This window comes from Agarivorans sp. 1_MG-2023, assembly GCF_030548385.1.
Classification (GTDB): domain Bacteria; phylum Pseudomonadota; class Gammaproteobacteria; order Enterobacterales; family Celerinatantimonadaceae; genus Agarivorans.
On sequence record NZ_JAUOSJ010000021.1, the window covers coordinates 1 to 12,465 of the forward strand.

Consider the following 12,465-nt stretch of genomic DNA (forward strand, 5'->3'; position numbering starts at 1 on the left):
GGAGTGGTAGTTCAGTTGGTTAGAATACCGGCCTGTCACGCCGGGGGTCGCGGGTTCGAGTCCCGTCCACTCCGCCACTACTAAACATTAGGCCTCGTTAATCGAGGTTTTTTTGTGCCTAAAATTTACCAAGCTAACTCTGGTTTGACTAATCTTGGTACTTATCTCTAATGGCAGCAAAACGTTCAAAGTTGTTGAGTAGTCCATCTACCAGTTGTGGATCAAACTGCACACCACGTTGCTGTTTTAAATACTCAATAATTTCTTCATCGTTCCAGGCATCTTTGTAGCAACGAATACTTCCCAGTGCATCAAATACATCGGCTATAGCTGTTAAACGACCACTCAGTGGGATTTTCTCGCCTTGTAAGCCTCTTGGGTAACCCGAGCCATCCCATTTCTCATGATGCGAACCAGCAATCTCTGAGGCGAGCTGCATGACTTCAATATTTGAGTCTTTCAACATGTTTTCGCCAATGGCGGCGTGAGTTTGCATGATTTCCCATTCTTCAGGGCTGAGTTTACCGGGCTTATGCAAGATAGCATCGGGAATGGCTACTTTGCCTACATCGTGTAACGGTGAGGCAAGTTTTAGTTGTTCTACACGCATAGCCGGCAAATTAAGTTGCTCGGCTAACAGCGCGGTGAACAAGGCGACTCGTCGCACGTGCATGCCAGACTCTTTTGAGCGGGTTTCTACTATTTCGCCCAAGCGATACAGCACTTCTTTTTGGTTGGTACTTATCACTTCATTGAGCCGGATGTTTTCCAGCGCCACGACTATGTTTTCACTGAGTAGATTAATGAAATGTTGGTCGGCTTGATTAAATGGTGTATTACGCGTGATGTAAAACAGTAAGTTGTAGGCACTGTTTTCACAATAAATCACTAAGGCTTCATCGGTGAATACGTTTTGCTTGGTGCTAATGGCTTGGCTAAACATTTGCTGCTGAGCAAGGGGGAAATCTGATAATTGTTGGTGTTGTTGGCTCGGTCGTTGCTGCCCTTGGTAGGCCAACAGTTGTAACTGTGTCGCTTTTACCTGATAAGCAAACTGTTCCACCTGATAAATGCAGCTATCTTCTAGATTAAGGATCACTGCCAATTGTTCAAGAGCACCTTCTACAAAGGTAAATAGGGCATTTTTTTCAAAGATCCCTCGTGAGGCTTTAACAACTTTTTCTAAACCGATTTTGTGTTTTTCTAGGGCACAAATATCTCGATAAGAACGTAGGCTTGCTCTAATTAGAGTGCGCAGTTTTTGTGAGGTGAGCTCAGTTTTGTCTTTGTAATCATTAATGTCGTAGTTTTCTACCACTTCATCTTCGGGAGCCTGCCCTGGCTGGCCAGTGCGTAATACGATGCGCACACTTTGATTATTGAGAGTTTGCCTAATGTGTTTAACTAAACGTAAACCAGCATCGTCGGTTTCCATGACTACGTCGAGTAAGATCAACGCTATGTCGGGGTGAGTGATAAGTAGCTGTTTGGCTTCTTGAGCTGAGTTGGCGTGCAGGAATTGAATAGATTTGTTATCAAATGCAAACTGCGACAAGGTCATTGTAGTGATGTGATGAACTTCTGGTTCATCATCAACCACTAACAGCTTCCATTGCTCTTTTGATTGCGCTACCTCAGGGGCTGAGTCATCCAGTAAAAAGATGTCATCACTCATTGCTGTACCGTGCCTATTTTTTCTTAGTTTAAAAGTATTTTAGACCCAAATTCAATGTGTTGTTTTTGTTTGTTATAAAAAAAGCGAGCTATGTCAGCTCGCTTTTTTATTATTGATTGTTACTTTACGCAACCGATTCCAAATCACCTGTGTTGGTTTTATCTAGGTTAGGGCGGTTCTCCAGTTGCTGGTGGTCAAAGTCGTCCACATTAATTGCATTGAGACGACCTTGTTCAGTGCGGCGCATTAATGCGGCTTCGTCGGCATTGATAACGCCTAGCTTAATGCCTTCTTCGGCGAGTTTATCTAACATAGTGAATGGACGCTTTTCGCCTAGTGCTTTACACACTTTGTCGTAGAGCGCCTCACAAGCCAATACATCTTCTAGGGTTTGTTCTAGTTCGCCATATACGTTGCCGGCAACGCGGCTATCAAAACGCCCTTGGCCTACACGATTACGGGTTTCACTCGGTTGCTGCAAAATGCGCGCAAGTTTGTGATCAAGTTTGTCACTTGGCGCACGCAATGGTTTGCCTAATGGGAACATGACTAAACGCATTGCCTTACCAACCCACTTATTAGGGAAGTTTAGCAAGAGCTCATCTAAGGCTGTTTGTAATTGATAGAGTGAATCTTGCATTGCCCAGTGCAACAGATCTAAATCTTCAGCTTTACGGCCATCGTCAGCGAAGCGTTTTAAGGCTGCTGAACCTAAGTAAAGTTGGCTAAGCATATCGCCTAACCGGGCTGATACACGCTCTTTACGCTTAAGATTACCACCCAAGGTACCCATGGCTACGTCTGATAACAACGCTAAATTACTGCTAAAGCGTGTGAGCTGTTTGTAATAAACAGCGGTTTGGTCTGAATATGGTGCGCTAATCATGGTGTGGCTACTTAGACCGAACCAAAAGCTACGTACAAAGTTGCTGGTGGCGAACCCTAAATGGCTAAATAGCGCTTTATCGAACTGTTTTAGACCTTGGTTAAAGTCTGGGTTAGAGGCTGCTTCCATTTCATTTAATACGTATGGGTGGCAGCGTATTGCGCCTTGACCATAAATAATCATGCTGCGAGTAAGGATGTTAGCCCCTTCCACGGTAATCGCGATCGGGGCGCCTTGATAAGAACGCGCCAAGAAGTTTTTAGGCCCTAAACAAATGCCTTTACCGCCTACCACATCCATGGCGTCAATACTGGCGTGTTGGCCGCGATGAGTGAGGTGGTATTTTACAATAGCGGTAATTACCGAGGGTTTCTCCCCCAAGTCAATCGCCGTTACGGTTAAATCTGAGGCTGCGCCCATTAAATATGCGTTACCAGCTAAGCGAGCAAGAGGCTCTTCAACCCCTTCCATTTTACCAATTGGTAATTTGAATTGGCGACGAATGCGAGCATAGGCACCAGTAGCCAATGCTGCATTCTTAATACCGCCAGTAGCGCTAGACGGTAGGGTGATACCACGGCCTACCGATAAACATTCCACTAGCATACGCCAGCCTTGGCCAGCCATTTCTTTGCCACCAATAATGAAGTCGATAGGCACAAATAATTCGTTTGCACGGGTAGGACCATTCATAAAGGGTATGTTTAGCGGGAAGTGACGACGGCCCACCTCTACACCGTCTATGTCTGTGGGAATGAGTGCACAGGTAATGCCTAATTCTTTTTGCTCGCCCAACAAAGCTTCTGGATCTGACAGCTTAAACGCTAAACCAAGAATGGTGGCGACAGGAGCCAGCGTTATGTAGCGTTTGTTCCAAGTGATACGCATCCCCAATACTTGCTCGCCTTGCCACTCACCCATACATACAACGCCAGCATCGGGAATTGAGCCGGCGTCTGAGCCTGCTTCAGGGCTGGTTAAGGCAAAGCATGGGATCTCTTTACCTTCGGCCAAACGGGGAAGATAGTGGTCTTGCTGTTCTTTAGTGCCATAGTGTTGCAGCAGCTCGCCGGGGCCTAATGAGTTAGGTACACCTACAGTGCTTGAAAGTACGGCTGAAATACTGGCTAATTTTTGTAGGACACAAGATTGCGCATAAGCTGAAAATTCTAAACCGCCATATTGCTTTTTAATAATCATGGCGAAGAATTTGTGCTCTTTTAAGAAATCCCAGACTTCCTCTGGTAAATCTGCCAACTCATGAGTGATTTCCCAATCATTGGTCATGGCACAGACTTGTTCAACTGGGCCATCTAAAAATGCTTGTTCTTCTGGGCTTAAGCGCGGAGCAGGGTAGCTATGTAGTTTTTTCCAATCTGGAGCTCCGCGGAACAAGTCGCCTTCCCACCAAGTAGTGCCTGCATCAATCGCTTCTTTTTCAGTTCGCGACATTTCGGGCATGATTTTTTTGAAGATCTTGAAAAGCGGTTTAGAAATTAGCTGCTGACGCAAAGGTTTGAAGTTAAGCCCACCCACAATCAGTAAATAGCCTAGCCAAAATAGCTCACTAAAAGGCGATATAACACTGTAGCCCAGCAGAGCCGCGGTTAGTACCAAGCTAAACGCTAGTAGTGAGGCTCTAAAATAGGCAAGTCCGCCCATCAATAAAATAATGCCAATAGCGGCAATTAAAGGTAAGTAACTTTGCATCAATATCTCCCTGACGTTGGTAAGAGGTCTGACCTCTTTGGGTATTTGTAACGCATTGGTTAACAAAGTTCAAGTTATTCACAACTATTCAACATTTAGCTTAGCGTATTGTTTAGTTAACAAATTATTGTTTGAGCTTGATTTCAGCGCTGATCAACGGCAAAAAAAGCGTTATAGTGTGGGAATTAACACGCCTTGCCCCCTAAGGGATAACCTAGATGAAAAAACTGATTGTTGAAGAGTTACAAGAAGCTGCCACGGTATTAAACGCATTTATTGCCGATGAAAAAAATATTGATGCTATTGAGCAAGCAGCCCGCATGCTGGCAGATAGTTTTAAACAGCAAGGTAAAGTGCTCGCGTGTGGTAACGGTGGCTCACATTGTGATGCAATGCATTTTGCCGAAGAGCTTACTGGCCGCTACAGAGAAAACCGTCCGGCTTACCCTGCCATCGCTATCTCTGATCCTAGTCATTTGTCATGTGTGAGTAATGATTACGGTTACGAATTTGTATTTTCGCGTTATCTAGAAGGTTTAGGCCAACCTGGAGATGTACTATTTGGGATAAGCACCAGTGGTAACTCTGGCAATATTGTTAAAGCGATTGAAATGGCTAAAACAAAAGGCATGAAGGTTATTATTCTGTCAGGCAAAGATGGCGGAAAAATGGCTGGCCAAGCCGATGTAGAAATTCGCGTACCGCATTTTGGTTTTGCTGACCGAATTCAAGAAATTCACATTAAAGTGATTCATATTCTGATCCAATTAATTGAAAAGTATATGGCTGAGTAGGCAATTGTCCTTAAAGAATTTAACGAGCGAGTTGTAGTATGTGTGAGTTACTAGGAATGAGTGCAAACGTTCCTACCGATATTTGTTTTTCTTTTACTGGTTTAGTACAACGTGGCGGCGTGACAGGCCCACATGTTGACGGCTGGGGTATTACTTTTTACGAGGGCAAAGGCTGTCGCAGTTTTAAAGATCCTGCACCGAGTTGCCAATCAAAAGTTGCCGAGTTGGTACAAGCGTTTCCCATTAAAAGCCAAGCGGTTATCGGTCATATTCGCCAAGCCAACCGTGGCTGTGTATCGCTGGAAAATACACATCCTTTCACGCGAGAGCTTTGGGGACAGAATTGGACTTATGCGCACAATGGCCAGCTGAAAGGGTATAAGCAACTTGATACCGGCTTTTATCGCCCAGTGGGCGATACCGACAGTGAGCGCGCTTTTTGTTGGCTATTAGAGCAATTACGGATTAAGTACCCACGTAAGCCAGCCAGTATGGCGGCAATGTTTAAGTTTGTGGCAAGTTTAGCTGACCAGTTACGCGATAAAGGCGTATTTAATATGCTGTTAAGTAACGGTGAGTTTGTGATGGCGTATTGTTCAACAAACTTACACTGGATTACGCGACGCGCTCCTTTTGGTGAAGCCCAGCTCGCAGATGCTGATGTCACTATCGACTTTTATAAAGAAACCACGCCCAATGACGTGGTGACGATGATCGCTACCCAACCTTTAACCAATAACGAACAATGGCAAAAAATTGCTAGCGGTTCTTATGTATTGTTTAAAGATGGGGAGTTGCAATAAAAAAAGCGCCAATTGGCGCTTTTTTTAATTATCTGCGTAACCGCTGCTGGGTAACTGCTGGCCGTCGAGTTCGGCGTAATCACCTTGCATGACTAAGCGCTGCTCGATAAACCAATTTACCACCAATGGATAAATGGCATGTTCTTGAACTTGCACTCTATCGGCTAGCTCATCTGCAGTATCTTCTTCAAAAACTGGTACTTTAGCTTGCAGTACTACCGGTCCGCCGTCTAACTCTGCTGTTACAAAGTGTACGCTACAACCGTGCTCTAGGTCTTTAGCATCAATGGCGCGCTGATGGGTATGTAAACCTTGGTACTTAGGCAGTAATGAAGGGTGGATATTCAGCATTTTCCCGGCGAAACGCTCCACAAAATGTGGACTTAAAATACGCATAAAACCGGCCATTACAATTAAATCAGCTTGTTGCTGTTCAATGGCTTCGGCTAAGGCAATATCGTAGCTTTCGCGGTCACTATATTGTTTAGGGTTTACAACTACCGTGTTAATTGCTGCCTGCTTGGCACGCTCAAGGCCGAATGCATCGGCCTTGTTGCTTATTACCGCAGAAATAGAGGCGTTAATACGCCCCTCTTTACAGGCATCAATAATGGCTTGCAGGTTAGTCCCTGAACCTGAAATTAATACAACAATGTTGCCAGCCATTAATAATCCTATTTAAATTCTACTTGGCCTTCACCTTCAGCAACATTTTCAATGTGGCCAATTTTCCATGCAGATTCGCCATGCTCAGCCAATAAGGCTAGTGCGGCTTCAACTTCTGCTTCTGGTAGGGCGATTACCATACCTACACCACAGTTAAAGGTGCGGTACATTTCTTCACGTGCAACGTTGCCGTTTTCTTGTAACCAATTGAACACTTCTGGCCACTGCCAGCTGTTTTCATCAACTACCGCTTTAGCACCTGCTGGTAATACGCGTGGGATGTTTTCCCAGAAACCACCGCCAGTAATGTGTGATAAAGCGTGTACTTCACATTGCTTAAGCAAAGCCAGTACTGATTTAACGTAAATTTTGGTAGGAGTTAATAGAGTTTCACCTAAGGTGCTGTCGCCTAATACTTGTTTAGGGTCGGCATTTGATACTTCTAGGATTTTACGAATTAACGAGTAACCGTTTGAGTGCGGACCGCTAGACGCTAAAGCGATAAGTGCGTCACCCGCAGCCACTTTAGTTCCATCGATAATGTCGGCTTTTTCTACTACACCCACACAGAAACCTGCAATGTCGTAGTCATCGCCATGGTACATGCCTGGCATTTCAGCTGTTTCGCCACCAATTAAGGCACAACCAGATTGCTCACAACCTTGGCCAATACCTTTCACTACGTCTGCTGCGGTATCTACTTCTAGTTTACCGGTTGCGTAGTAATCAAGGAAAAATAACGGCTCTGCACCTTGTACAATAAGGTCGTTTACACACATTGCTACCAAGTCGATACCAACGGTGTCGTGTTTTTCCAAATCTAATGCAAGACGCAATTTAGTGCCTACACCGTCGGTGCCAGCTACCAATACAGGTTCTTTGTAACCAGTTGGCAATTGACAAAGTGCACCAAAGCCTCCTAATCCACCCATTACTTCAGGGCGCTGCGTACGTTTACTTACACTCTTAATACGTTCAACTAATGCATTACCAGCTTCGATATCAACGCCAGCATCTTTATAACTTAGAGGGGTGTTTTGTTTAGTCACGGGATTACCTTGCAACGAACATGGAAAAAAAATTTCGCGATATTTTAGCAGTCTTAGCGTCGCTGGAACAGTATTAAACGATAACTAAGACATTTTGTTGATATTTGCTAACATATCCCCATTGAGCCTGATTTAAACTAGCGGCTCACAATTCGGTAATTCAAAGGAATAGAGATGAAAGTTGTTGAAGTAAAACATCCCTTAGTGCGTCATAAAATTGGTCTAATGCGCGAAGCAGATATTAGCACTAAGCGTTTTCGTGAATTGGCTAGAGAAGTATCGGCTCTACTCACTTACGAAGCTACAGCAAACCTAGAGATAGAAGACGTAACCATTGCGGGTTGGAATGGCCCTGTAACGGTTGAGCAAATTAAAGGTAAAAAGGCTACGGTAGTGCCTATTTTACGCGCTGGCCTTGGCATGATGGACGGTGTTCTGGAGCACATGCCTTCAGCTAAAACCAGTGTAGTAGGTATTTACCGTGATGAAGAAACACTTGAGCCGGTTCCTTACTTCCATAAACTCGTAGGCCAAATTGATGAGCGTTTAGCGATTGTGGTTGACCCTATGTTGGCCACTGGTGGCTCTATGATTGCCACCATTGACCTATTGAAAGATCAAGGTTGTAAAGACATTGTGGTATTGGTTTTAGTAGCGGCACCAGAAGGTTTAAAAGCGTTAGAAGCTGCACACCCCGATTTGGTCTTGTATACTGCATCAATTGATGAAAAGCTAAATGAGCAAGGCTACATCCTTCCTGGATTAGGTGATGCTGGCGATAAAATCTTTGGTACCAAATAAGGTCCCATCGTTTTATAGAAATTAAATCTCTAGGAGAGTGTAGTGATTAAAAAGTGGTTGTTAATACTGAGTTTGGCCTTTGTGTTTTTCCCAGTGAGTGCTGCGCAGCAAAACGATTTGTACCGAATTGAAGCAAGCGCTACTGGTGATAATAAGCAAGATCAGCAACACGCTTTTGAATTGTTAATGCTGCGCTTAACTGGAGATGCTAGTAGTAGTTCAAATGCTTTAGTGGCGAAAGCAAAGGGTAATATTAACCCTTATATACAACAGTTTTCTTTTGGCGACGACATTATTTCGGTGCTGTTTAACGAGAGCAAAGTTAATCAGTTATTGATGCAAGCTCAGCTGCGTTTGTGGGGTAAACAACGTCCAAACATTATTTTGTGGTATGCCAACGAGCAAAACTTTAATCGTGATTTGCTAGCAGACAGCTCTCAGCAAGAGTGGCTGCAACAAAGTCGCCAACAAGCTCAGCTATTAGGTTTACCTATTCGCTTACCGGTGATGGACTTAGAAGACAGCATGGCGGTTAACGTAAATGATGTATGGGGAGGCTTTGATGGCCCGCTATACTCCGCGAGTGAGCGCTATGCAACGCCATTAATATTAAGCTTTAGACAATATCCTCAAGGTCAAAGTTGGCAAATTCAATGGCGCTTACTTGACGGTACTAGCCAAGTGCAATTAGATAGTGGCCAAGTACAGGCGTCGCTTGAGCAAGTAGGCGCAGAAGCAATGAGTGCAGTGAGCGCGAGTTTGGCTGCACGTTATGGCGTAGTGCTTGGTGAGGGTGAAGCTGAAGCAAGCTTAGTGAGTTTTGCAAATGTAACGAGTATCAACAAGTATGTTGAGCTAGAACGTTTCCTTAACCAGCAGCCTAGTGTAGCAAGCGTAACCCTACATCATGTTCAGCACGACATTTTTACTTTCGAAGTTCAGTTATTAAGCCCTTGGGAAGACTTACAGGCCTCTTTAGATATCGCGCCAAGGCTTCAGGCTGATGAATTAAGAGCCAAGTACTACTACTTCCAATAGCAAACATTTTTCATCTTAATAATGAGCTGGTACAATGCATCAAGTTTTTGTATCAGCTTTGATTTAACACTTTGACATTTTCCCCGCAATTATCACTTCCTGTACATTTACCTGATGATGAAACCTTGGTGAGTTTTTACCCAGGGGATAATCAACAGTTATTAAGTGCACTGCGAAATCTTGCTTTAGATAAAGGCGAGAGGATGCTCTATTTGTGGGGCAGTGAAGGCTCGGGTAGAACTCATTTACTGCATGCTAGCTGTACCGAAATGGCAGATGTTGGGGCGGCGAGTGCGTACTTACCTTTAGATCTCCATGCGGCAATGTCTCCGCAAATGTTGGAAGGTTTAGAGAGCATGGCCCTAGTATGCTTAGATAACATCGACGCGATTGTTGGTATTGATGCTTGGGAAGAAGCGATTTTTGATTTTTATAATCGTCGTAAAGAACTGGCTTCTACAACACGTTTGATTGTTACCGCCAATGCGCCTGCGCCGCAGCTTTCCTTTGGTTTAGCCGATTTACAATCGCGTTTAAACTGGGGCGTTACCTACAAGTTACATGAGTTGGATGACGAGCAAAAATTGAGTGCCTTGCAGCTACGCGCTGAACTACGTGGGTTAAAAATGCCGTTAGAAGTGGCGCGCTTTTTATTAAAGCGTTTGTCGCGAGATATGCCTACATTATTAACCAAGCTTGATCTGCTCGATCAAGCGTCGATTACCGCACAGCGCAAACTTACCGTACCGTTTGTAAAAGAAATCCTCGAACTTTAATCCGGCGACTTATCTTTTAGCTTTTTTAAGCCGATGCCTAACTCTTTTCCTTTATTTTTTGCGTATTGTAAGCCAAACCAAAAGGCTGCTAACACCAATACTAACTCAACCGCAGCTAACCAGCGCTCACTCTCAGAGACAACCAATAAGGTTGTGCTGTGCAATACGTAGAGTAGCAATACAAAGCAACTCCAAGCATAGGTGTAAGGCTTACCAGCGAGTATTCCTTTTAGTGGAAATAACAATGGCACCACCCAAAATGCCAGCATTAAGCCAAGGCTAATGTCGACGGGTGGGGAAAGCCACAAATGCCACATTAACACCCAAGCCAATAAGGCCAGATATGATCCTTTCGCTAAAATCAGCAGTTGTGCAGTGCTAAATTTAGACAATCTCAAGTACCTGCTCTGGTGGACGACCAATGCGTGCTTGGCCTTGGTTGATTACAATTGGCCGCTCAATAAGCTTAGGATTTGCATGCATTGCAGCGACTAGTTGAGCAGGAGTCAGTGAGGCGTCGGCCAAGTTAAGCTCTTTGTACAACTCGTCTTTTGTGCGCATCAGTTGGCGAGGCTCAAGCTGCAGCATTTTAAGAATATCGTTGATCTCAACTTCGCTAGGCGGCGTTGTGAGATAAAGCATCACCTCTGGCTCAATACCTTTTTCTTGCAATAGTTGTAGTGTTTGGCGGCTTTTAGAGCAGCGAGGGTTATGCAATATTTTAATGTTAGACATGGTTAATCCTTTGGTATCAACTTAGTTGAGCGCTTCTAGTTCTTGCTCAGCAAGTTTGAATTGCTCGATTCTTGCCTGAATGCGCGCTTGTTCGAGATTATTTTTAGTCAGGTTATAGGCGCTGTGTAGCTCATCAATGGCACGCCGATAATCTGAATGTAATGATAGGTACTCTGCCTGCGCCGTATGGCTAGCCGCCAAGTTATTTAGTCTTCGCTGAGTACGGCTTAATTCACCCCATCCAAGAGCGTCGTTAGGCTTCTCGCGTAAATAGCGGTCAAGGGTTTTAGCGCCATCTTCAAACTTACCGTTTTCGCTGTAAGCATGAGCAAGGTTAAGCACAATGACTTGGTTATTAGGGTAACGAGTTTGCGCTACTTTAAGCCGCTTAATGGCAGAATCGTATTGTTTAAGCGCTAGGTCGATATCAGTTTGTGTATCGATAATAAATAAGTTGTCTGGATGACGCTTGGCGAGATCATCAATAACCGTTTTTGATTCTTGGTATTTTCCCATTCCAAATAATGCCAGGGATTTACCGTAAAGCGCTGCGTCTTCAATCCGGTATTCTTTTCGCTGAATAACCCGTTGGTAGTACTCAAGGGCGTCAGCAGGCGACAATGTGCCGTGACGAACAATAATTCGTGACTTAGCCAATTGAAAAGACAGGGAGGGCGCAACATATCGATTAGGGTATTGATTAGCGCGTGCTCGGGCTTCACTTACTCGTGTTTCTGGAAGAGGGTGAGTAATTAACATTTGTGGTGGCTTGCTGGCATAGCGATACTTTTCTGACAGCTTACCGAAAAAGTTTCCCATGCCACTTGGATCGTAACCGGCCTTTGCTAAGGTTCTTAAGCCGATGCGGTCTGCCTCAAACTCATTTGCGCGGGTATAGTTTATTGAGTTTTGTACACCCGCTGCCATGGTGGCTTGCAGTGCTGCAATACCTGCTACTGGGTTAGCTAAGCCTAACAATAATGAGCCGAGCATACCTGCCATTGAAAGGTTTTGTGCCGCCGCTTGGTTTTCAATACTGCGTGCAATATGGCGCTGAGTAACGTGAGCTATTTCGTGAGCAATAACAGAGGCAAATTCACTTTCGGTTGCAGCGTATAAAAACAAACCAGTATGAATTTTCACGTAGCCGCCAAGAAAGGCCGCTGCGTTAATTTCGTTATCGGTAACTAAAAAAAAGTTAAATGGGGTTCGTACAGCATCAGCTTTAGCAACCAGTTGATTGCCTAACTCAGTGACATATTCGGACAATACTGGGTCGTTGGTCATACGGCTACTGGCGCGAATAATTCGCATATAGGCATTGCCGTAGATAATTTCTTTATCGATGGTGAGTGCCGATGCCCCAGCAGTACCGATTTCTGGTAATTGATTATTGGCTGACATGAGCGGGGCATAGCAAAATAGTATGCTTGCCATAAGAAATTGGGCGAGACGCGTCATTGATTTCCGATAACTTTCCATATGTATCGCGAGAATACCCCGATTTTGTTTGTTATTCAAAAGCTATAAAT

The 12,465-nt window shown here is 44.4% G+C and carries 12 protein-coding genes and 1 tRNA gene; 6 read left to right on the forward strand and 7 right to left on the reverse strand.

The window, feature by feature from the left end:
- Positions 1 to 77: transfer RNA gene (locus tag Q4592_RS20740), tRNA-Asp, on the forward strand.
- Between the two features lie 71 nt (positions 78 to 148).
- Here Q4592_RS20740 and Q4592_RS20745 read toward each other — a convergent pair.
- Positions 149 to 1,675 (reverse strand): HD domain-containing phosphohydrolase, encoded by a 1,527-nt coding sequence (locus tag Q4592_RS20745; RefSeq protein ID WP_303516658.1) that lies wholly within the window; start codon positions 1,673 to 1,675, stop codon positions 149 to 151.
- Between the two features lie 124 nt (positions 1,676 to 1,799).
- On the reverse strand, positions 1,800 to 4,271 hold the full coding sequence (fadE, locus tag Q4592_RS20750) for an acyl-CoA dehydrogenase FadE (RefSeq protein ID WP_303516660.1): 2,472 nt from the start codon (positions 4,269 to 4,271) through the stop codon (positions 1,800 to 1,802).
- A 218-nt stretch (positions 4,272 to 4,489) separates the two neighbouring features.
- Between fadE and lpcA the strand changes: the two genes are divergently transcribed.
- A complete protein-coding gene (gene lpcA, locus Q4592_RS20755) occupies positions 4,490 to 5,065 on the forward strand; it encodes a D-sedoheptulose 7-phosphate isomerase (RefSeq protein WP_137674942.1) in 576 nt (191 codons plus the stop codon).
- Between the two features lie 38 nt (positions 5,066 to 5,103).
- Positions 5,104 to 5,868: a class II glutamine amidotransferase gene (locus Q4592_RS20760; RefSeq protein WP_303516662.1), complete on the forward strand. Its 765-nt coding sequence runs from the start codon at positions 5,104 to 5,106 to the stop codon at positions 5,866 to 5,868.
- A gap of 24 nt (positions 5,869 to 5,892) precedes the next feature.
- Here Q4592_RS20760 and purN read toward each other — a convergent pair whose 3' ends face one another.
- Both purN and purM read right to left on the reverse strand, forming a co-directional pair.
- Positions 5,893 to 6,534 (reverse strand): phosphoribosylglycinamide formyltransferase, encoded by a 642-nt coding sequence (gene purN / locus Q4592_RS20765; protein ID WP_303516664.1) that lies wholly within the window; start codon positions 6,532 to 6,534, stop codon positions 5,893 to 5,895.
- 8 nt (positions 6,535 to 6,542) lie between these two features.
- Positions 6,543 to 7,583, reverse strand: coding sequence for a phosphoribosylformylglycinamidine cyclo-ligase (purM, locus tag Q4592_RS20770; RefSeq protein WP_137674945.1), 1,041 nt, complete (start codon positions 7,581 to 7,583; stop codon positions 6,543 to 6,545).
- A gap of 174 nt (positions 7,584 to 7,757) precedes the next feature.
- On the opposite strand from purM, the gene upp reads away from it, so the two are divergent.
- The 3 genes from upp (at position 7,758) to hda (ending at position 10,198) form a co-directional block, all read left to right on the forward strand.
- The gene (gene upp, locus Q4592_RS20775) at positions 7,758 to 8,384 is read left to right on the forward strand and encodes a uracil phosphoribosyltransferase (protein ID WP_137674946.1); all 627 of its coding nucleotides are present in this window, start codon (positions 7,758 to 7,760) and stop codon (positions 8,382 to 8,384) included.
- A gap of 42 nt (positions 8,385 to 8,426) precedes the next feature.
- On the forward strand, positions 8,427 to 9,422 hold the full coding sequence (locus tag Q4592_RS20780; RefSeq protein ID WP_303516666.1) for a DUF2066 domain-containing protein: 996 nt from the start codon (positions 8,427 to 8,429) through the stop codon (positions 9,420 to 9,422).
- A 71-nt stretch (positions 9,423 to 9,493) separates the two neighbouring features.
- Entirely contained in the window at positions 9,494 to 10,198 is a 705-nt protein-coding gene (gene hda / locus Q4592_RS20785) for a DnaA inactivator Hda (RefSeq protein ID WP_137674948.1), read from the forward strand.
- Here hda and Q4592_RS20790 read toward each other — a convergent pair.
- From Q4592_RS20790 to Q4592_RS20800, 3 genes are read right to left on the reverse strand one after another with little or no spacing between them, the layout of a single operon-like run.
- A complete protein-coding gene (locus tag Q4592_RS20790) occupies positions 10,195 to 10,590 on the reverse strand; it encodes a DUF2069 domain-containing protein (RefSeq protein WP_303516668.1) in 396 nt (131 codons plus the stop codon). The genes hda and Q4592_RS20790 overlap by 4 nt on opposite strands.
- Positions 10,583 to 10,933 carry an arsenate reductase (glutaredoxin) gene (arsC, locus tag Q4592_RS20795; protein WP_303516669.1) on the reverse strand — a complete coding sequence of 117 codons (351 nt, stop codon included), beginning with the start codon at positions 10,931 to 10,933 and terminating at the stop codon, positions 10,583 to 10,585. The genes Q4592_RS20790 and arsC overlap by 8 nt, the downstream gene beginning before the upstream one ends.
- A 21-nt stretch (positions 10,934 to 10,954) precedes the next feature.
- The gene (locus Q4592_RS20800) at positions 10,955 to 12,394 is read right to left on the reverse strand and encodes a M48 family metalloprotease (protein WP_137674951.1); all 1,440 of its coding nucleotides are present in this window, start codon (positions 12,392 to 12,394) and stop codon (positions 10,955 to 10,957) included.
- Positions 12,395 to 12,465: the final 71 nt, after the last annotated feature.

Excerpts from the sequence above, each read along its gene's own strand:
- Q4592_RS20745 (WP_303516658.1), bottom strand. The coding sequence starts at position 1,675 with ATGAGTGATGACATCTTTTTACTGGATGACTCAGCCCCTGAGGTAGCG.
- fadE (WP_303516660.1), bottom strand. The coding sequence starts at position 4,271 with ATGCAAAGTTACTTACCTTTAATTGCCGCTATTGGCATTATTTTATTG.
- lpcA (WP_137674942.1), top strand. The coding sequence starts at position 4,490 with ATGAAAAAACTGATTGTTGAAGAGTTACAAGAAGCTGCCACGGTATTA.
- Q4592_RS20760 (WP_303516662.1), top strand. The coding sequence starts at position 5,104 with ATGTGTGAGTTACTAGGAATGAGTGCAAACGTTCCTACCGATATTTGT.
- purN (WP_303516664.1), bottom strand. The coding sequence starts at position 6,534 with ATGGCTGGCAACATTGTTGTATTAATTTCAGGTTCAGGGACTAACCTG.
- upp (WP_137674946.1), top strand. The coding sequence starts at position 7,758 with ATGAAAGTTGTTGAAGTAAAACATCCCTTAGTGCGTCATAAAATTGGT.
- arsC (WP_303516669.1), bottom strand. The coding sequence starts at position 10,933 with ATGTCTAACATTAAAATATTGCATAACCCTCGCTGCTCTAAAAGCCGC.
- Q4592_RS20800 (WP_137674951.1), bottom strand. The coding sequence starts at position 12,394 with ATGACGCGTCTCGCCCAATTTCTTATGGCAAGCATACTATTTTGCTAT.